Annotated in this window: 31 protein-coding genes and 1 other RNA gene; all 32 read right to left on the bottom strand. The window is 60.7% G+C overall.

Features of this window, described 5'->3' with window-relative positions; translation table 11 throughout:
• Positions 1 to 55: 55 nt before the first annotated feature.
• Positions 56 to 958: a Mu-like prophage major head subunit gpT family protein gene (locus tag B7L15_RS11350; protein WP_085919088.1), complete on the bottom strand. Its 903-nt coding sequence runs from the start codon at positions 956 to 958 to the stop codon at positions 56 to 58.
• A gap of 15 nt (positions 959 to 973) precedes the next feature.
• Positions 974 to 1,411 carry a hypothetical protein gene (locus B7L15_RS11345; protein ID WP_085919087.1) on the bottom strand — a complete coding sequence of 146 codons (438 nt, stop codon included), beginning with the start codon at positions 1,409 to 1,411 and terminating at the stop codon, positions 974 to 976.
• 37 nt (positions 1,412 to 1,448) lie between these two features.
• Positions 1,449 to 2,573 (bottom strand): phage protease, encoded by a 1,125-nt coding sequence (locus B7L15_RS11340; protein WP_085919086.1) that lies wholly within the window; start codon positions 2,571 to 2,573, stop codon positions 1,449 to 1,451.
• Between the two features lie 46 nt (positions 2,574 to 2,619).
• Positions 2,620 to 3,285 (bottom strand): hypothetical protein, encoded by a 666-nt coding sequence (locus B7L15_RS11335; RefSeq protein ID WP_085919085.1) that lies wholly within the window; start codon positions 3,283 to 3,285, stop codon positions 2,620 to 2,622.
• Positions 3,286 to 3,434: 149 nt separating this feature from the next.
• Positions 3,435 to 3,881, bottom strand: coding sequence for a phage virion morphogenesis protein (locus tag B7L15_RS11330; protein WP_085919084.1), 447 nt, complete (start codon positions 3,879 to 3,881; stop codon positions 3,435 to 3,437).
• Positions 3,881 to 5,107: a PBECR2 nuclease fold domain-containing protein gene (locus tag B7L15_RS11325; protein WP_085919083.1), complete on the bottom strand. Its 1,227-nt coding sequence runs from the start codon at positions 5,105 to 5,107 to the stop codon at positions 3,881 to 3,883. Before B7L15_RS11325 ends, B7L15_RS11330 begins: the two co-directional genes overlap by 1 nt.
• The gene (locus tag B7L15_RS11320) at positions 5,107 to 6,696 is read right to left on the bottom strand and encodes a DUF935 domain-containing protein (protein WP_085919082.1); all 1,590 of its coding nucleotides are present in this window, start codon (positions 6,694 to 6,696) and stop codon (positions 5,107 to 5,109) included. The genes B7L15_RS11325 and B7L15_RS11320 overlap by 1 nt, the downstream gene beginning before the upstream one ends.
• Positions 6,690 to 8,204 carry a terminase large subunit domain-containing protein gene (locus tag B7L15_RS11315; RefSeq protein ID WP_085919081.1) on the bottom strand — a complete coding sequence of 505 codons (1,515 nt, stop codon included), beginning with the start codon at positions 8,202 to 8,204 and terminating at the stop codon, positions 6,690 to 6,692. Before B7L15_RS11315 ends, B7L15_RS11320 begins: the two co-directional genes overlap by 7 nt.
• Complete coding sequence (locus B7L15_RS11310; protein ID WP_085919080.1) at positions 8,204 to 8,752, bottom strand: DUF3486 family protein; 549 nt, start codon at positions 8,750 to 8,752, stop codon at positions 8,204 to 8,206. Before B7L15_RS11310 ends, B7L15_RS11315 begins: the two co-directional genes overlap by 1 nt.
• A 2-nt stretch (positions 8,753 to 8,754) precedes the next feature.
• Entirely contained in the window at positions 8,755 to 9,054 is a 300-nt protein-coding gene (locus B7L15_RS11305; RefSeq protein WP_085919079.1) for a VpaChn25_0724 family phage protein, read from the bottom strand.
• On the bottom strand, positions 9,051 to 9,392 hold the full coding sequence (locus B7L15_RS11300; protein WP_085919078.1) for a DUF2730 family protein: 342 nt from the start codon (positions 9,390 to 9,392) through the stop codon (positions 9,051 to 9,053). Before B7L15_RS11300 ends, B7L15_RS11305 begins: the two co-directional genes overlap by 4 nt.
• A 9-nt stretch (positions 9,393 to 9,401) precedes the next feature.
• Positions 9,402 to 9,704 (bottom strand): hypothetical protein, encoded by a 303-nt coding sequence (locus tag B7L15_RS11295; RefSeq protein WP_085919077.1) that lies wholly within the window; start codon positions 9,702 to 9,704, stop codon positions 9,402 to 9,404.
• Positions 9,701 to 10,078: a hypothetical protein gene (locus tag B7L15_RS11290; RefSeq protein ID WP_085919076.1), complete on the bottom strand. Its 378-nt coding sequence runs from the start codon at positions 10,076 to 10,078 to the stop codon at positions 9,701 to 9,703. The genes B7L15_RS11295 and B7L15_RS11290 overlap by 4 nt, the downstream gene beginning before the upstream one ends.
• Entirely contained in the window at positions 10,066 to 10,728 is a 663-nt protein-coding gene (locus B7L15_RS11285; protein ID WP_085919075.1) for a transglycosylase SLT domain-containing protein, read from the bottom strand. Before B7L15_RS11285 ends, B7L15_RS11290 begins: the two co-directional genes overlap by 13 nt.
• A complete protein-coding gene (locus B7L15_RS19570) occupies positions 10,725 to 10,880 on the bottom strand; it encodes a hypothetical protein (RefSeq protein WP_176243674.1) in 156 nt (51 codons plus the stop codon). Before B7L15_RS19570 ends, B7L15_RS11285 begins: the two co-directional genes overlap by 4 nt.
• Positions 10,877 to 11,035: a hypothetical protein gene (locus tag B7L15_RS19565; RefSeq protein WP_176243673.1), complete on the bottom strand. Its 159-nt coding sequence runs from the start codon at positions 11,033 to 11,035 to the stop codon at positions 10,877 to 10,879. Before B7L15_RS19565 ends, B7L15_RS19570 begins: the two co-directional genes overlap by 4 nt.
• A gap of 1 nt (position 11,036) precedes the next feature.
• On the bottom strand, positions 11,037 to 11,339 hold the full coding sequence (locus B7L15_RS11280) for a putative holin (RefSeq protein ID WP_085919074.1): 303 nt from the start codon (positions 11,337 to 11,339) through the stop codon (positions 11,037 to 11,039).
• 160 nt (positions 11,340 to 11,499) lie between these two features.
• Positions 11,500 to 11,928, bottom strand: coding sequence for a Mor transcription activator family protein (locus tag B7L15_RS11275; protein WP_085919073.1), 429 nt, complete (start codon positions 11,926 to 11,928; stop codon positions 11,500 to 11,502).
• The gene (locus tag B7L15_RS11270; RefSeq protein WP_085919072.1) at positions 11,915 to 12,337 is read right to left on the bottom strand and encodes a gp16 family protein; all 423 of its coding nucleotides are present in this window, start codon (positions 12,335 to 12,337) and stop codon (positions 11,915 to 11,917) included. Before B7L15_RS11270 ends, B7L15_RS11275 begins: the two co-directional genes overlap by 14 nt.
• A complete protein-coding gene (locus tag B7L15_RS11265; RefSeq protein WP_085919071.1) occupies positions 12,334 to 12,741 on the bottom strand; it encodes a hypothetical protein in 408 nt (135 codons plus the stop codon). The genes B7L15_RS11270 and B7L15_RS11265 overlap by 4 nt, the downstream gene beginning before the upstream one ends.
• Entirely contained in the window at positions 12,738 to 13,436 is a 699-nt protein-coding gene (locus tag B7L15_RS11260; protein WP_085919070.1) for a DUF2786 domain-containing protein, read from the bottom strand. Before B7L15_RS11260 ends, B7L15_RS11265 begins: the two co-directional genes overlap by 4 nt.
• An 8-nt stretch (positions 13,437 to 13,444) precedes the next feature.
• Positions 13,445 to 13,510, bottom strand: an RNA gene (locus B7L15_RS11255) — hammerhead ribozyme type II.
• A gap of 8 nt (positions 13,511 to 13,518) precedes the next feature.
• A complete protein-coding gene (locus B7L15_RS11250) occupies positions 13,519 to 13,740 on the bottom strand; it encodes a hypothetical protein (RefSeq protein WP_085919069.1) in 222 nt (73 codons plus the stop codon).
• Positions 13,737 to 13,973, bottom strand: a complete 237-nt coding sequence (locus B7L15_RS11245) for a hypothetical protein (protein WP_085919068.1) — start codon at positions 13,971 to 13,973, stop codon at positions 13,737 to 13,739. The genes B7L15_RS11250 and B7L15_RS11245 overlap by 4 nt, the downstream gene beginning before the upstream one ends.
• Entirely contained in the window at positions 13,970 to 14,122 is a 153-nt protein-coding gene (locus B7L15_RS19560) for a hypothetical protein (RefSeq protein WP_176243672.1), read from the bottom strand. Before B7L15_RS19560 ends, B7L15_RS11245 begins: the two co-directional genes overlap by 4 nt.
• 3 nt (positions 14,123 to 14,125) lie before the next feature.
• Positions 14,126 to 14,758, bottom strand: coding sequence for a DUF3164 family protein (locus B7L15_RS11240; RefSeq protein ID WP_085919067.1), 633 nt, complete (start codon positions 14,756 to 14,758; stop codon positions 14,126 to 14,128).
• Positions 14,755 to 15,096: a hypothetical protein gene (locus B7L15_RS11235; protein ID WP_085919066.1), complete on the bottom strand. Its 342-nt coding sequence runs from the start codon at positions 15,094 to 15,096 to the stop codon at positions 14,755 to 14,757. The genes B7L15_RS11240 and B7L15_RS11235 overlap by 4 nt, the downstream gene beginning before the upstream one ends.
• Positions 15,096 to 15,503, bottom strand: a complete 408-nt coding sequence (locus B7L15_RS11230; protein WP_085919065.1) for a hypothetical protein — start codon at positions 15,501 to 15,503, stop codon at positions 15,096 to 15,098. Before B7L15_RS11230 ends, B7L15_RS11235 begins: the two co-directional genes overlap by 1 nt.
• On the bottom strand, positions 15,500 to 16,144 hold the full coding sequence (locus tag B7L15_RS11225; RefSeq protein WP_085919064.1) for a hypothetical protein: 645 nt from the start codon (positions 16,142 to 16,144) through the stop codon (positions 15,500 to 15,502). The genes B7L15_RS11230 and B7L15_RS11225 overlap by 4 nt, the downstream gene beginning before the upstream one ends.
• Positions 16,141 to 16,527, bottom strand: a complete 387-nt coding sequence (locus tag B7L15_RS11220; RefSeq protein WP_085919063.1) for a hypothetical protein — start codon at positions 16,525 to 16,527, stop codon at positions 16,141 to 16,143. Before B7L15_RS11220 ends, B7L15_RS11225 begins: the two co-directional genes overlap by 4 nt.
• Positions 16,524 to 17,153, bottom strand: a complete 630-nt coding sequence (locus tag B7L15_RS11215) for a hypothetical protein (RefSeq protein ID WP_085919062.1) — start codon at positions 17,151 to 17,153, stop codon at positions 16,524 to 16,526. The genes B7L15_RS11220 and B7L15_RS11215 overlap by 4 nt, the downstream gene beginning before the upstream one ends.
• 3 nt (positions 17,154 to 17,156) lie before the next feature.
• Complete coding sequence (locus B7L15_RS11210; protein ID WP_085919061.1) at positions 17,157 to 17,876, bottom strand: AAA family ATPase; 720 nt, start codon at positions 17,874 to 17,876, stop codon at positions 17,157 to 17,159.
• Positions 17,877 to 17,890: the final 14 nt, after the last annotated feature.

Below are 17,890 nucleotides of genomic sequence, written 5' to 3'. Positions count from 1 at the left end.
GTTGCGCAGTGCCCGCCGGGGCAGGCACTGCGATTCATCACCGGTTAACGTGCCGTTAGGCGCTGGCTAACCAGGGGTTGAGTACCAGCGTCGAGGTGTTGGCCCACTTGTTGGTCTCACCGCCAGCGGCAAGCTGGCTTTGCAGCACGGCACGGGCAGCGCCTTCCATTGAGTTGGGCACCATGGTGTGCGAGTGACGCAGCGCCAGGGGGCGGCCATGGTCGCCTTTCATCTTCGTCAAAGTCTGGCGTGCCGCTTCATAGTTCTCGGCGGTAAACGGCTGGCGAGAGCGAACGGCGAGCTGCCATAGCCCTGCACCGGCATTCACGCGGGCGTCTACGCCGAACAGGAACTTGTCGGTCATGAAGACCTGGGTATCGTTCAAGTCGGTGATCGAGCGGAAGTTGTAGTCACGTCGCTTCTGGAACACGACGGGCTTGATCACGCGGGTGTTGTCCATCACGTACCAGGCGTCGCCCGATCCTCCCATGTCGTTTGTCACCGAGATCTCTTGCCCCTTTTCATCCAGCACGGGGTGGTCGGCATCAAACAGCGGCTGGCCGTCGTAGCATTCCGGGTTGGTTTCCAGCACTTCCACGGCAAGTTCGTTTGGGTGCTCACGTGAGCTGCGGCCGAACTCCTCAAAGACCGGGGACCAAAGTCCGTAGGTGTCGTCGTCGATGTTGTCGCGGGGTACGCCCTCGGTCAGCTCGAACTTTCGGTTCTTCAAGCTGAACTCGCCGCCTTCCAGTGAGTGGATAACCCGGTCGCCCAGCCATTCGCGCAGGCGCGGCAGTGACTTGAGGAAGGGGTACACCTCAACGGCGGTGGTGCTGGGCACGACGGTGCAGAAGGTCTCGTACAGCGCGGCCTGTTCCCCCAGCGAGCTAAAGCCCTGCTGGAAGTTGGTGTTGTAGGCCCGGAACAAGGCCTGCAAGTTAGCGGGAGTAAGGTTCATGAAGTCAGTCCTTTATCAAGCGCTAGCGGCAACGCCGTTAGTCGGGTCGATGTTGACCCACACGCCCGCATCGTCGACGTCGTCGACAATGCCAGCGGGGGAGCGGGTAGTGGTGCCGTCGGTTTTGGCCACGGTCTGGTCATCAACGATGAAACAAACCTTGCCGATGTCGGCACGGGTGATTTCATCGGCACCGGTGGAGTTGTCCAGGCAGAAGTTGCCGCGCTCGACCTCGACAACTTCGTCGCCGTCAGCGCCGTCAGTGTTGTCCTGGTAGTAACTGAATACCCCCGCAGCGGTTAAACCGGTGGCGGTGGTGCCGGGTTGGGTATAACCATCGCCGTTAATGACAGCGATGGTGCCCGCAAAGCACTGGGCACTAGCGGCGACTAACAGGCCGCGAGACAAGCCCAAGCGCGTGGCGGTGTTTCGGTTTTTGGTAGCGGCGGTCACGGGGTGATCCTCTTGGCTGTTGGGTTAACGGCGGGGCTTACTCGGCTGGGGCCGGGTTCGCCTTGCGATACTGTTCAGGCGTCAGCCCCATCGCTTTGCAGACGGCCAGCTCTGATTCGTTGAGCTTGTCGTCATCGCCGCCCTTGCCACCGTCGGGCTGCTTGCCCTGGGTTTGGGTCTGGCCGGTTTTTAGCGCGGCGATGCTGGGCGCGCCCTCAAGGTGGGCTTTGCACGCGGCAATGCCTTGCTCGCGCAGCCAATCGGCGGTGGCTTTGCCGGGGATTCGCCCGTCGTCAAGGCCTTCCTTGATCAGCGCGTCCAGCTCGGCGGAGTTGCTGTTGGCTCTCAGTGCGGCCAACTGGTCGGTGGTCTCTTTGAATACCGCAATGGGCACGTACTGGGTCATGTCCGGCGGGGCAGTAGCGCTTTTTGCCTTGAGTGCGGCGACGGCTTCATCCGGTTTTGCGTCGTCTTTGGCACCCAATGCCTGGCGGAATGCGGCGGCATCGTCGGCGGCGGTTTTCAGCGCGGCGATGGCGCTGTCGATCTGTTCGTCGGTGGCCTCTTTGGCCAGGCCGAGTGCGGCAATCAGTTGTTCACGGTCCACGGTGTCAGTCTCCTCGGAGGGTTCGTGCGTTACCGACATGCGTGCAGCGGCAAGCTGCGCGGCACCTTCGTCGATGGCGGGGGTGTTGGTTAACGCCAGGTGCAGCAGGTCGAGCGGCACACCGTTGGCGTCGTACGGGAATACGGGGGAGAGGTAGAGATATTCAGGCGGCTCGCCGTTTGGTCCCGGCGTGATCGCCGCGCGGGCCTTGGCGGTCCATGCAATCGCGCCGTAAAGGCCATCGTCCCGAAACTCAAGCGAGCGCGGGTCGACCCAGCCAGCGGCAGGCGCGGGCTTGCCGTTCTGTTCGCTGTAAAGGGTTTGGTGTTCGTAGTCGATGGCGATATCAGTACTGCGCGCAGCGGCCAGGCGGATAATCGCTTGAGCAGCTTCGGCAGATAGGTGCCACGGGCCAGAGCCCTCAGCAGCCCCACGCGGTGCGTGAAAGGTGCCAGCGGGCATCAGGCGCGTTTTGTCGTCGGTGATCTGCACGCGGAGAGCGCAGACGGCGACATGGATAGCGCGGGGCTTGGTGTGAAGGCTTTGTGTTGTCATGCCCCCATGATCGGGGGCTTAGGGCGGGGCGTGGATTTAAAGCGCTTTAGGAAAAAAGAGTGTTAGGTTCTTCAGGATCTGGAGGTGGGCCTTCGATTAACCCCAGTTCTGTTACCCAGGTACCATAAACCGTTTTCTCATAGCCGATGTCGCTTGGAGCAATTTCACTTTCTCCCATCTGACCATATTCATAAGCTTTTAGGCGCAAAAAGCCCACGGTGTTAAGGCTATGTTCGATATCGCTATCACGTCGTTGATGCTGACCATCCATGTTCTTTAAATAATCAAGGTCCTCTGCAAAAGACCGGGTGACCATTTTGGACAAGCGCATCAAGGCTGCAAGGTCAAAGTGCCCTTTTGCGTGAGCGTGTATAAGCTTGCCAATAATTTCGGGTTTTATCGTGTCTTCTGATTGATCGATCAGAACCAGCATCTGCTCACCAAATTCTTCCTCTTTTTCTGCGTCTTCAAACTGGGCAGAAAATTTACGCTTCTCGGCTTCACTCATCTGGCTTGGATAGTAAAGAAACTTGGCAAGCTTTTTAATCAGCATTCTCTCTTGGATAACTTTAGCGGCCTGGTAGCTTTTGACTGCCATGCCAGCGAACGGAACTTGGCTTAAAAAATCGGACTCAAATATCGCTCCTAACGCTACGTCTATCCCGTCAGTAAATAGCTCACGGGTTTCGTCTGCCTTGATGGTCTCAACCAACCACGTTCTTTTGTTCGACACGATGCAGCCCTCTGAAGCATGAAAGGCCAAGCTAAATCAAAATCTAACGCGGGTCTAACGCGCCTTGCGGGGAAAAGTCGGGCAGCGTAGCGGGTAAGGGCTTAGCGGCGCTCACAGGGCCGCGTTGATTATTCGCCCAATGGCTCGCCCAGGTAGTCCAGCAGGGTCTCTATTGCGTTCTCTTCATCGTCGTTTGAGAAGCCGAGCCAGTTGCGCTCTGGTATGCCGCGTTCCTCATCACCGAAATGCATGCTGGCACCGTAGATGCGGTCGGTGCCGTATTCGAGATAGTCCGGCCCGGCGTCGTAGCGGTTGGTGTCGCGCAGGTAGCCGTTGAGCACCAGGATCTCATCCTGCCGCTGGGGCTTGCGCTTACGGTACGCGTCGGAGAGCGGCTCCCATGGGTCACCGCTGGGCGAGACTTGCTCATCAAAGCGGTCGCGGGTAGACCGGTCCAGATCTTCGCCAATCGCAGCAAACGCAGGCTGGGCGTCTCGACCTCGCTGGTTAAGCTCGCCCAGGGCGCGCATAACCTGCTTGTCATCAATACGGTGTTCGAGCGTAATGCCTGCCATCAGCTTTCCTCCTCACGACGATACAGGCGCACGCCTTGACGCCAGGCTTCCAGCGCGGCGGCATCGTCCAGGCGCTGGCCAGCCCAGCCATCGCGGCCCCAATCGACCATGAACAAGCCTTCCTCGCCGCCATCCAGGGCGAAGCGCGCCAGGTAACGACGACGCAGGCGCGGCCGCTCGCCTTCGATGGTTTCCAGGGCTGTCCAGATTTCATCCGGCTCGCGCAGGGTGCGGGCCAACGCGCCGAGGTTTTCGCCAGCAGTGGGCAGCGACCACCCGCCGCGACCGTCGCGGAATAGATCCTCGCTGATGGGCAGCGACTCGCCCACGGCATCGGTAAAGCGCCGCGTGTCACCACCGCGCCGGGTGCCAAAGGTTTCCAGGAAGTCATCCACGTAACGCTCGGGCGGCTGACCTGCTTCCAGGAGTTCGGCGGTGGCCTCACGGTAATCGGGCATGTCGTCCTGTGCCTGACGTGCGGGCGTAACAGTGCCGGAACGCGTAGTGGATTGGCTGTTGGGCCTGGGCGTGATGCCTCTTGCGCGGCCGCTGCCAGGTCGGTGGTCAAAGCCGGGGTCGATGCCTTTGGGGACGCGCACCGTGCGAGGTTTAGGGCCGTTCTCGCCGATGGTGCGCTCGATGTACTCGATCTCGGGGCCTTGCTCCGAGACCGTGTAGCCTTCTCGCTCCGCCTGGCGGCGGCTGATCATGTACTTTTTGCAGCTGCAGCCGTAGCCATTTTGAGGCGTCCAAACATCCCACCAGGGATCATCCAGCGGCACCACGCGGCCATCGTTGGCCAGGTGGGCGGAGCGCGGGTTCTCGCTACCGCCATGGCGGTACAGCCCAAAGGGACGCAAGCGGCGCAGCTCCGGGTCTTCCATCTGGCGTTCACGCCCGGCTGCGTAGCTCTGGCGCAGGTTGGTGTCGTAGATGACGCGGGTGCGCCAACTGCGGCTGCCCTTGTACGACCAACCGTGGCGTTCGACGATCTGGTCGAAGTCCTTACGGAAGTCGGCCAGCGTCTTGCCCTCCTCAATCATCGTTTGGATGGAGCGCTGAAAGTCCTCAACGATGGCCTGGCGGCTGGCACCGGCGACCATAAACGCCTGGTCATTCTCTGCGCCGTAGACATCCGACCAGGTGTTGGTGGGGATGGCCACCTTTTCGCGCATGGCCTCGATCTGTTCGGCAAACGGCAGAGAGCCAAACTCGGCGGCAGGCATTAGACCCCCTCGATAATGTCGTAGCGACCAGCCACGTGGGCAGCGGCCAGGGCTTCGGTCATCACCTCGGCGAAGTCTTCAACCGGCAGGTCGGGGGCCAGCTCGACCAGGCGGTCGCGCAGTTCTTCCAGGCTTTCGACTTCATCGACCAACGCGCGGATACGCTCCACCCAGGGTTCGAGCGCCGCGTCGCCTTCACGCTGTAGGCGCTCCAGTTGGAGATCAGCGGCGTCTGGCTCATTGCTATCGCCCAGGCGAAGGGCTGCGAGGCGGCTGTTGCTGGCGGTAGGCTGTGCCAAACGTAGCGCACTGAGGGGGCTTGGCGATGCCTTTGGCATTAGCACCTCTTCGCCTTCCTGAGCCTTGGGTATGCCGCTTTTCTCGTGGAACCACCATCTGGGAATCTGCGCGCCCATGTCCACGAAGGTAGGCAGGCTCTTGGAGAGGCGTTCCAGGTCTTCGGTCTCGCCGGTGTCGAGGTAGAAGCGCGGGGCGCGGCTGGGCTTCTCGATCCCGAAGTTGAGCGCCGCCATGGGCCATAGGATCTGCTTGCCAATGCTACCCGCGTACTGGCGCACGTCGGAACGGATCAGGCTCATTTGCCCGCGTTCATGCACATTGCCCAGGGCGTTGGTGTTGGTACCTTCGCCGGTACCGCTGGTGAGCGTGCCGCCCAGGATAGCCTTGGCCTTGGCGCGCTCGCACCAGTCCATCATGGCTTTGTACACATCGGCGCGGCCGCTAGCGGCTTCCAGGAATTCCAGCGACATACCGTCTGGGATGATGCCCGCCGCGTTCTGGCCCAAGCTAACGACGGCCCGCAGCAGTGTGGCTTTCTCTTTATCGGTGGCGTTCTTCGGGTACTTACCGATGCGGGCGGGCATGCCGTAGATTTCGAGCAGTTGCGCCAGGTCGCCCAGGGCGTAGTTTTGAAACAGGTACGGCCAGGCCAGCATGCGGTGCAGGCCCATGCGTGCCACATAGCCCGCCTTGGCGCGGTGGCGGTGCTGAATCCAGCCCAGTGGCCATAGCTCGGCACCGGTGGCGCTCATGTCGCGCAGGGTAATGCAGTTCTGGTCATCCGGGTGCAGGCGAAACCATGAATGCGGGCGCAGCGTCGGCTGCTCGATGTAGCGCATCGCGCCATCGCGACCCCAGGCAAGCTCCAAGTTGGCCCAGCCGTGGCCGATGCCGGTGCCCAGGTCCAGGATAAGGTCTTCCACCTCAATACCGCTGAACACTTCCGCCGCTTGCTCGGCGGCTTTCTTCTCGCGTGCATCCGCGCCGTCGGGCGGGACTATCTGCCATTCACGCTCTGCACTTAACTGGCGGCGCTTACCGAGGTCGGCCCCAATCTGCGGGTCTTTCTCCTCCATGTCGTCGAAGAGTTCTGACTGCGCTTTCAGGTCGCCTTGCTCTGAACTCTCCAGGATCTGGTAGAGCTTGTGCGGGTTTAGCCCCTTCGTGGGGTGCTCGGCAAATTCGCGCTTGAGCTGGCCAACGCGGGCATCCTGGGTCTGTTCCTCTTCCAGCGCCTGACTGCTTTCATTCCCAAACAGTTTTTTGATGAGTGCTTTGGGGCTTACCATGCGCCACCTCCTATGCCGAATCCGGTGTGTTCAATGTCGTCGCTGTCGTCATCCTGGCGAGAAACACCAGGCAGGGGCGCGGGGGTGAAGTCGATGGGGGTCACGTCCATCAGGCTTGCGTAGTACGCCAATACCAAGGCAATAGCGGCGTCGCCGTGACGGTCTTTACTATCGCCGGTTTTGGCATCGGGCAGCTTGGGCACGCCCTTGATAACTTGAAGGGCGCGCAGGTCATCGACCACATTGCTGTCGCGAGGAAGGCTGATCAGCTCATCTTCAAACGCCGCTTTGAAAGGTGGCATGTTGTTGAGGTACCAGCTCTGGGAAAGCATCACGACGTCGACGATACTGCCGTAGCGTTCCGCTGCTTGCTCGGCCAAGTAGTTACCGTTGCCACGCCCATCCAACGCACCGCCTTGCAGCCGTGGCAGGCGATCAGCAATAAAGAACAACACTTGCTCTTGCTGCTTGTACGGGACGTTGCGTAGTTCGACCAGGAACGGCACCTGGCGCACCAGCTGCTGAGTGAGGGCCATCGGGGCAATCACAGTTAAATCCCCGCTGCGGCCAAAGTCTTCCCCAAAGCAATGAGCCAACTTAGGGTCGAGTTTTTCCAGTAGTGGTAGCAGGTGTTCAATGCACCAGGCGTTGATCTCTAGGGCGCGGTAGTGCTCCGGTACCGCGTTGAACTCGGCACTGCCTTCAAAGCGAACCACGGGGGCTTCAACCATGCGCGCTTCGATCATGGCGCGGGAAAGGTAAGCACCGCCGCCCGCTTTGGGTACGCAGTAGTACTCTTCCAGCGCGTCTTCCCGTGTGGCCGTATCGGCCAGCAGGTTGGCTTTCCACTGCTCTTCGGCTTCCAGGCTCCAGGGCTTGCCACGCACTTGGCAGATACGCTGGTACAGCCCTTGCTCGCAAGCGTCATCCAGGGTGATGCGGTGAATGCTATAGCGCTTCTTACCGGCACGGCTATCTTGAATCAGCTCATTGAACAGGTTCTCGACGCCGTTGTGCGTGCTGATCAGACGCACTTTTGAGCCCCACATGGTGAGGGCGAGCGCAGCCTTGAGTACCTCTGCCAACTGATCGTGGTGGGCGGCTTCGTCAATGGTGACGTTGCCCTGGCGGCCCCGCATGTTGCTGGGGCGTGAGCTGAGCGCCTGGATCTTGAAGCCGCTGGAAAAGTGGATAGTAAAGGTGAGGATGTTTTTATCCTCATCTTCGTAAAGTTCTTCCTGGATGTGCGAGGCGGCGCGGTTGAACGCCTTGGCCCACATGGCACAGGCATCGATAAACTCGATGGCCATGTCCTTGTTGGAGCCCACATAGAAGTGATTGGTGCCACCGGCGACCTTGGACCTACTGGCCGTTAGCACGGCGTCCGCCGCTTCCGCCCAGGTCAAGCCGGTACGGCGACTCTTCTCACCGAGCTTTAGGTCGGATTCGTCTTCGATCCAGGCTTGCTGATACGGCAGCAGAACGGATTCAGGGAGCTCGGCTGTCATCAGGCTATCCCCAGAATATCGCGCTTGATCGCGTCGATGGCTTCGCGGCTCATGCCCTGCGTTGCCATGCTGTTCTCGGCCTTCTCCGCTGCCTCTTTGGCGACTTCCACCCGAAGCTCTTTCGCCCATTTCTTTTGGCTCAAAGAAACACGGCCAATATCAGCCAGCGCCTTGGTCACGCTGCTTAGGTGCTTGGCCGCCACGTCGGGTTCGTGCTCGGCTTTACGCATGGCGATTGAGATCCGCAGCAGCTGGTCTTGCACGATGCGTGCGGTAGCGTCGATGAGGTGGCCGCTTTCGTCTTCGCCTTCGCTGGCCATGGCACGGGCTAGCTCGGTGGTTTTACGCACGTCGCCCATTGCCTCTTCAAACTCCTCCTGGAGATCCTGGCCATAGCGATGTACGGAGCTTTTGGAAACGTTATAACCGCGCTCACTGAGCCACCCGGCTAACGCTTCGTAGCCCTGGAAGCCGCTGCTCACGAGTTTCTCGTTTAGCGCCTCACGCACCTCTGGCGGCAGGTCAAACACCTTATTGCGAGGCGGCATGATTAAACTCCTGGGCGCGGTTTGGCGACGCCGGGTACGTTAGCCAAGCCTTCAGCGCAGTCGGCACCGCGACCGGTTAGGGTGATCAGCCAACCGGCGCGGGGTTGCTGCACAATCACCAGGTCTTGTTCTTCTAGCCAGGCGAGATCGCCATGCAGCTTGTCGCGGCTGACGATGTGGGCATACGCGCCTTTCAGCTCATCGTTGAGCGAATATTCGTTAGTCGTGAACTGGTTGCGGCGGGCCAGAATGCGCAGGATCGTCAAGCGACGGCCCTCGGTTTCAAAGTCTTGGTAATTCATTTGGTCCCCCGGTGGTTCATCAAGTAGTCATCCATTCGGTTAACCTGGTTCGCCATGGCTTTTTGGCCTGCACTGATCTCAGCTAATAACAAATTGGTTTTTGTCATCTGCTCTTGCAGCTTTTCGATATCTTCATGGTCAGGTAGGCGCTCCACTTGATGCTCCAGGTTCACCATTCGTTTCTCGACGTCATCAATTCGCACGTTAGCGGTTGTGATCGCGGTACCAGTGGCACGTGTGCGGTTTGTCCACCAGACGTAAATCGACACACCTGCCAGAATGAGTGCCTGCAGAATGTCAAAGAACAGCTTGGCGGCCGCCCAGTTGATTACCTCCATGACGTCCCCTTAGTTATTTTCTTCATCGTCTTCGGCGCTGTTTGCACATTGGTCAGCGTGTTCACGCACGCGGGCGAGCTTGAGCCAGCCGCGCGTTCCCCACCGGTGTAGCTCGGTGATGTAGAGCGCCACGTCGTCTTGTGTGTACTCGCCGCGCGGTCGCTTCGGTTGCGGCTCGGGGGCCGTCATGCCCGCCGGGGTGACGCACTGGTAGACGTTGATAGCGGGCGGCTGTGGCAGCTCAGGCGGCGTGCTTCCGCAGGCGCCCAATGTTGCCCCAGCGGCGATGATCACAACGGCTCTGATGGTCATGGCAGGCGCTCCAGGGTGTCTCGTAACACCGGGGCTACTGGGCCGTCGTCGGTATCGGGGGCGTCTTCAATGCGCTGGCGTATGGGCTGGTAATCCGCCGCCTGCTCGATCAGCTCCGCCTGCAATGCCTTGACCGCTTCCTCAGCCTCGGCGCGCTCACGCCTGGCATTGTTGAGGTTGGTGCCGAGCTGCTCGGAGACGCCGCGCCATTCGGTCACCAGCTCATTAGCGCGCTGGAGGCCGTCGAGGGCGCTATCGCGTTCGGCCTGGAGTGTGTCGATACGGTGTTCATTGATGAACCAACCGACAATCGTCAGCCCCAGGGCGAGCACCGCCATCCAGACCTTGCCGGGTACTAGCTTCAGGAAGGACATGGCGCACCCCCTTGCCAGCCTGCCCGCGTATAGCGGGGCGTGAGGGTTAGCAGGATGTGGCTAACGTAATGGCGGTTCTCGCGCTTTGCCCAGCCTGCCCGGTTGGTGTAGCGCTCGACGCTCCCGAACCACTTACCGGCGTCATCACCGGCGGCGGTTGCTAGACGTCTATCGCGGTTCACCCAGCCCAGCCCGCCGTTGTAAGCGCTAAGCGTCATGGCCCAGCGCTGGCATTGGTCAGCGGTGCTTTTGATCCGCTGCCAATGCCAGCGGTTGTAGCGGGCCTGTGCGCGCATTGCCCAGCCTGGGGAGTAAGGTGCAGCGCTGCCCAGGTCTGGGTAGATCTCGGCGATCCACTGGGACGTGGAGGGCATGAACTGGCTCAGCCCCTGCGCACCCACGGGGCTATCGACGTTGGCGCGCCAGGCGCTCTCCTGGTGGACCTGCGCAGCGTGGACGGCCACCCGGCCATTCATGCCCCATTCCTGCTGCACCACGCGCGTCAGCTCACGCTTGTACTGGCTGGCGGCAGCGGGAACCTGGGCAGCGGCGGGTTGGCACGCTTCGATCATCAGCATCACGAGCAACACGCCTGACATGGCCAGCCATGTGGAGTTGGCGCGTAGGAAGCTTTTGACGTCATGCATCATGAGCGTTTCCTCCGGCCAAGATGCCAGGCAACCCACAGCCAAATCGCAACGTTTACGTCCGAGACCAGGAGCCAGTAAAGGCTGTCGCTAGCGGTCAGAGCGTGCATCACGCTGAACGCGAGGCACAGCACCATGGCGAATACGTAGTTCATGGGTGTTCCTCGCTTAGCGCGGATTCAGCACGCTCGACGGTGTCTTGCAGGCGCATGTACAGGGGCAGCATCGGAGCAGCACTGGGTAGGGCGTCGATCTCAGCCACTAGGCGCTTGCCTTCTGCCAGCAGTTCGGCAGCGGTATCAGCCCCCATGTCACACCCCAAGCCCAAGGGCGAGGATGGCGGCGGCGATGATGAGAGCGCGGCGAAGCATCATCAACGCGAGGGCAGAAAGCTCAGCGTTATTGATAAGCGCATGGTCGCCGGTTCGGGCATACGGGAATATCGAGCGGTCGATCCAGTAGCCCAGGTACGCACCCCAGCAGAGCTTGGTGAGCGACCAGAGAAGTACACCGAGCTGATGCGGGTATAAGAACCCGACGGCAACCGTGGTGATTAAGGCGAGGATCAGCCAAGGGCCGATGCGCAGCTTATCGAACAGGTTCTTTTGGTTCACGTTGAAGCCTCATTGCATGGGTGGCGAAAGCACATTGCAGTGAGGTTCAGGCTAGAGGGGTTAGGCTAGGCGTCGGGAATCAAGCGCTTTAAGAGTTTTCATGGGCCAGAAAGCAAACAACCCGCCGTAGCGGGTTTGTTAGCAGGTGCTTGGCTAGATCTTATCCGCTTTCGTGATCAGCGAACAGGTCTGACTGCAAGCGGGCGCGGGCCAGCTTACGCTGCTCAGCGAGGATGCTGTAAATCTGCGCCTCGGTCAGTTCGTAGTCTTCGACCAGTTGGGGGATGTTGTCGCCACGGTGACGCTCCCAGATCTCGCGATCCCGAAGGGCGCGGTCGAGCTGGCGGCCCTGTGGAACGTAGAGACTGCGCCCACCCGCAAACGAGCTGATAGCGCGCACGGCGGCAAAGGCGCGGCGGCGGGCTATTGTGGGCTCATCACCGGCGCGAATGTGAGCACTCTCGACCACGGTAAGCATGTCTGAGAGTCCCTGTGGCCACTTCTTGAGGATCTCGGGGTCGAGGTAGTCCAGCGCATCGTTGGGGATGCCGAAGCCCAGGTCGAGGTTGTCTGCCTTATGCGAGGTCATCGGGATACCGTCCTTGCCGCTTGGCGTCTATGATCAACGCCTGGAGCAGCTTGTGCAGTTGGTTATCGTCGAGAAAGTCCACGCGGTCCACTTTGAACATGTTCTTGGCCATATCATCGGCGTAGGCCCAGGCGCGGCCAGCGTCAGCCAGCAGGGCTTCGACCTTGTTCATTTCAGCTTGGCGTGAACGCGGCGGGCGCGGTGCCTTCCGGCCCGCTTTCTTGGCGGGCTTCGGCTCAAACCCGAGACGGCGAAACTCATGCATCACACCGCCAACGGTGCGATTTGTGAGTTCTTTGGCACTGCTCACACCTGCGGTTCGTGCGAGGATCGCGCGATAGTCTTCATCGCTTAACCCCAACTGTGCCTTGGCGATGTGGATCTGGGCTAGCTTGCCTTTGCTGATCATGACGACACCTCATCAGGCTTGATCTCAAGGTCTGGGAAGTTCTTTTTTAGATGGCTGATTAGCGTGCGCGGGCTACCCCAGTAGGGCAGAAAGCCAACCACCCGTAGCTGGGTCATGCGGTCGGCTTCCTTCTTTCCGAAAACCTTCTTCAGATCCTTGTACTGTTTCAGCTTCCAAGGGCGACGCTTCATCGGGCGGAAAAAGCGGCCTTCTGGGTGTTTCGGCTCTCCGTTATCGTCAACACATGTCCAGCCGCCTTTCATCCAGCCATCTACAAAGACCTGGATGACCAGCTTTTCTTGGTCGAGGCACTTGCTAAACGTCACCTCATGGCCGCCAGCAAGCACGGTAGCGTTGCCAAAAACGCCCGACAGCTTCTCTTCTAGTTGTTGCCATTTGTTCATGACGACACCTCACCGATCTGTGCGTAGCGGTTGCCGTTCACGCCCTGGTGGAAGCTGACTTTCTTGCCGTCCTGGTAGCCCTGGTAAATGGCTCCATGGTCATGGCTGCGCATGCCCTTGGTGTTATCGCGAGGCTTCATGGTGTCCAGATCTTCCCAGCGTTTAGCCTTGTAGGCTTTCACGATGGAAGTCTCGGCCTCGGTGCGTTGTTGGCGCGTTACCTGTTTAGCGACGGCGTTAATCCAGGCCTGAGCGTAGAGGTCGCCACGACGCACCTTGGTAGTTCTTTTCAGGCGCTTGTTGAGGGTGGCTAGGTAGGCGGTACGGTGGCGCTTTAGCTGTCGGGCCAGCACTTCAAAGGCGTAGCCCGCTACTTCGGCAGCGCCATTTAGGCCGTAGAATTCAACGTTCAGCGCCCACCGCTCACCGTCGTAAACCTGCTGGTAGACCGTCTCAGCGCCAAAGGCTCCGGCTACCATGTGTGCCAGCATGGTGACGTATTTGGGTGGCGTTTTACCCGCGCCTGTTTTAGCGGTGTGGCTGCCTACATCGCTGATGGCCACGTCGTCAGTGGTAACACCGTGCATGGCCATCAGCTTTTGCGCCTGGCGCAGCGCGGCAGCGGCTTCATTGGCATTGCTCGACTTGGCAAGCCGTAGGCACTTTTTGATTTTGTCTAACGCTTTACTGTCCATTTCTTTCCCCTTGGCTGCTCATCAGTGCTGGGCCACCACGCCCGGCAGACGCCCCACGCTGGGGCGTTTCGCGCTGGCTTTTCTAGGGTTCTCCACAGGTGCCGGTTTCGATGATTTGCCCATCTAGCACGGCTGTCGCTTTAAGCTCCTCAAGCATGTAGCTGGCATGTTCTGGTGAGGTCGCGTGCAGGTATCCACTGAACTGGCCGTCTGGAGTCGAGTAGCTAAAACCGAACAAATGCCATTGAGCCCCGTTAACTTCGGTGGTTAGTTCAAGCGTTACTTCTTGTCTTTTCTGTCTCATGCGGCACCTATCATGTGGGTGATGTGGTAGCGGTACTGGATGCCCGCCATGGGGTCTGAGTCCCGTAGATAATCGGTGCGGACGTTGACGCGCGGGCCGTACACCCGCCTTGCGACAGCGAGCGCTGCGTCGCGGTGAGTGGTGCCCGTGGCACGGTGGCCGCGCAGGATGGCGACAAACCCACCCATGGCGGGGCTGACGCGGATGGATGAGGCGTTGGTGATAGCGGTCATGATGCGTCTCCCATCTGCTCAAAGGCCCAGCGCCAGGCGCTGTGCTTCCAACCCTTACGCGGCGGATTGGCCTTGAGCCATTTCTTAGCTTGCGCGGCGGTAATGCCGCGCTCCTGGAGCTTGTAAAAGAACTCGCATTTGCTAGGCATGGCTTACACCCCCGCGATATCTAGGCTGATGGGTTTGTACTGGTCGGTACTGCCGACTCGCTCATAGATACGGATGTAGCTCTTGGAGCCAGTCACCTGGATGGCATCGCTAATGGCATCCATGGCGCGCAGCCAGCGTTTGTCCTGAATGTTGAGGCGGCGCAGGCCGAGCACCTGGCCGGTGCGGATGTTGCCTGCCTGGTCGACGCGGAAGGCGTCCTGAACGATGGTGGCAACCTCGGGGCGGGCGTCTGTTGTCCAGTCCCGCAGGCACTCTTCAATCAGCCCTTTGGCAGCCTGGAGGCGCTCATCGAAGGTGATGTTTTCGGAGATGGCGCGCAGCACCTTGTATTTGCCACAGAAGCTGACCAGCTGGATGTTGCCTTTCTTGCCACCGATCTGGACGTCGTACTCCTGGGCGGAGGTCTGCACAAAGGCTTCGATCTCGCTGAAAACGTCGCTTTTGAAGTCGCGAAGCTGGTCGCGCAGCTCACAAGCGCGGTCAATAATCGAGAGCACCAGCTCATCGCGGAGTTGGTCGATTTCTTTGATTTGCTCTTCGGGCACCAGGCGGCCTTTGGCATCCATGCGGAAGCCGTCGGGTACTTGCTGTGTTTCATTCGCTTGGGTGTTCATGCTTGGGTCCTTTCGGGTGTGTTTAGGCCTGCCGGTAGCGCGGCTATGGGCGATTCGGTCAGCGACTCCAGGCCGCTGCTTTTGTCGATGCAGCGCTGGCACATGGCGGCAACGCGGCGATGCTCGTAGAGGCCGCAACACTCGCAATGCCCTTGGCTGGTGACGGCGTAAAACTTCGGCGTGCGGTTGTAGCGCGCGACGCCGATCACAAAGCGGCTATTCACCAGGCCGCTGAGGATGTGGCGTACCGCGTCGGCGTTCAGGCCGGTGGCGGTGCATAGCTCATCGAGCGTGGCACCGTCGTTGGCCTGTAAATGGGAGAGGACCATGTGGCTCATCAGGCACCTCGCTTGGCAAAGTTGGCACTGCGGTTACGGGCGTTGTGGCGGTTGTGGTGCAGCGGCTCGACATAGGCACCGTTGCGCTGCTGCATGCGCGCCACGGCTCGCTCGGCCTGTTCGGTTTCGGTGCTCCAACGCTCCAGCAGGTCGCGCCAGTCCCAGTCCGGTACCGTGCTTTCCTTTTCAACGGCTTGCTGCTCGGCTAGGCCGGTATCCCAGCGCTGCCAGATGCGAAGCACTGCGGCTTGCTGGGCGGGGAGTAGCGGTTCCGGTTCCAACGCCAGGCGTTCAAACTGCACTGGGTTGGCCAGGTACTGCGCCAGGTTGACGCCGTGGCGGGCCAGCCGCAGCTGCACGAAGCGGTCGGCGTATTGCTCCAAGGTCTCATCGCTGTACGTGGTCATTGGTCGTCTCCCTGGCGTTGGGTTGCGGCGTTGAGCAACTGGCTCAGCTGTTTGGGGCCCCGCGCCTGTTCGTCTTCTTTGGCGGTGCGGCGTTGGCCGTTGGTCTTTTTGGGTACGTTGGCTCCGCGCTCAGCCATGCGCCGGTGTTCGGCCAGCACGTCATCGGTCGAGCGCTCTTGAAACGCGGCAGCGAGGGCGCGATTTGCAGGCGGTTTGGCACCGCTGCGCTTGGCTTCTTCCTGCTGCCTTTCCTGCTCACCGGCGTGGCGGTCTGCGCAGCGGGCAACCACTTCATAGAGGTAGCCGTGGCCGCTTAGCGGCAAGCCGCTAGGCGGGCTTTCCAGCATCTGGTCGAGGGCCATCACCCACACCTTGAGAGGTGCCTCTCGGGTGATGCCTTTGCGCTCGATCACGCCGCTGGTGATCGTGTCTTTCAGCTCGGTCAGCAGCCGGGCGCTCTTGGCGCTGGCCAGCGCTCGGCTGGCAGGCCGGAAAAAGCCGAGGTAGCGGACGATGCGGCTACTCAGCAGCGCGGGCATATCCAGCGCAGCGGCGAGCGCCATGTTGTGCTCGCCCTGGGTGACGAAGGCGGCCATGTCGGCCGTCATGCCGCACTCGGGGCACGTCGCTTTAAGGGTCATTGGTCGCCTCCGTCCTGGTTGTCGGGGTTGTGGGGGCAGCGCTGGCAGTGTTGCCACATGCGCATGGCCATAGGGTTGTGGGTCGGCGCGGGGCGTGCGCGGTAGTCACGGCATTGCTCGGCGCTGATCTTGATCGCAAGCGCTGGGCAGTCGAGGCCGTCGAGCGCTTCCAGTACCTTCTTTTCGATGCTGGCGGTGGAAGGGCTGGGGTAGCGGTTGGCCAGTGCCAACGACACCGCGCTACGCGAGACGCCGATGCGTTCCGCAGCGATCTTGCGGTTGGTGGCGCGCACTTCGTCGGCGAGCAGCACGATCCAGCGCGGCACGTCGTCACCCCAGTTGGAGATGTCGACGGTGCGGGTACGGCGGATGATGTCTTTCATGGCTCACCCCCTTCGGTTTTGGTGACGCGGACGTACACCACTTCACCGGTGTTGGGGTCATAGAGTTGCTTGGTGCGCTGGATCATCGGCGCGCGCGGGCCTGTCCAGCGTGAACTGACCAGCCGGTAGCGGGTCAGCACGCCGGGGGAGCCAGGGCGGACGATGGCGACGTACTCGGCGGCTGCAAGAAAGCGCAAATATTCGTTGGCCGTGGCCTCGGCGATCTCGGTATTGGGCGTTGTGGCGGCGTCTGCCAGCTCGCGGGCGGTGCAGTCGCCGACGATCTTGAGCGTGCGCCACATCTGTTCACGGCCAAGGCCACCGGTAGGTGTGGAGCCGTCTTTGCGCACGCGTGGGGCTTCAACGCCGACGTCTTTTTCAAGCTTGAACTGCACCGGCTCGCCGCTTTTGCGGGGCACATCGAGACGGGCGAGGTAGCCGCCTTTTTCGAGGCCGTTCAGGTAGTCACGTACGCGGCCCTGGCTGACGGCATCCGGCATCAGTAGCGATACGTCGACCGTGGTAATGGCCAACCCTTTGGCGTGCATGTCGCGTAGGGTTTCCCAAATGGCCTGGCGGTCGATGCGTGGCCCCTGGGCGTTGAGTTGGGGTTTACGTTTTGCCATGCCTTAGCCCCTCCGCGCCGGTGGCTGGCCGGTGTGGATCTCACGCTCGCCCCATTCCCGCATGCCAACCATGGTCCAACCGTTGGCGGTGGCTTCCGAGTTGATCTGGTAGAGGTTGACGGCGACGCGGCGCAGGCAGCCTTTAACGCGGTCGTTGACGGTTTCCAGCAGGTCGTCTTCGATCTCAATATCCGGGTAACTTTTGTCGGCCAGGGCGCGCACGTCTTCCAAGCTGGCGGCTTGGGCGGGCACCCATTCCAGTACGCGGTTGTGCAGACGCTCCAGCCGCGCCATTGAGGCGGGTACACGCTCTTCGCCGATCAGGATCAAGGTGCCTTGGCTGGCGTTATAGATGTCTGTGAGGACGTTAGCGGCGGCTTTGTCGATCACGTACTGGACGTCATCAATGATCAGCGGGCGACCACTTCGGCTGAGCTGCTCGGCGATCTGGTCGACCATCTCGCTTAGCGTCTTCATAGGGATGATGCCCATCTCGCGCAGCACGGCCACGACGAATGCCTTTTTCGTCCAGCTTTCGCGGCACTCGACGTAGTATGCGCGATGCATGTTGGCCGCGTAGGCCGCTGCCAGGCTTTTGCCGTAGCCGCTGGGGCCGTACATCACGACCAGACCTGGGAGCTCGGGCGGCCGGTTCGCGGCGCTTTCGACTGCTGCCGCGAGTAAGCCGACGTTGGTGAGTGGTACAATGGTGTTGACGCTCATAGTGCTTCCTTATT

Source organism: Halomonas sp. CSM-2, assembly GCF_002119345.1.
GTDB classification, from domain to species: Bacteria; Pseudomonadota; Gammaproteobacteria; order Pseudomonadales; family Halomonadaceae; genus Vreelandella; species Vreelandella janggokensis.
The sequence above is the reverse complement of the archived record's forward strand: the minus strand, read 5'-3'. Positions and strand labels throughout refer to the sequence as shown.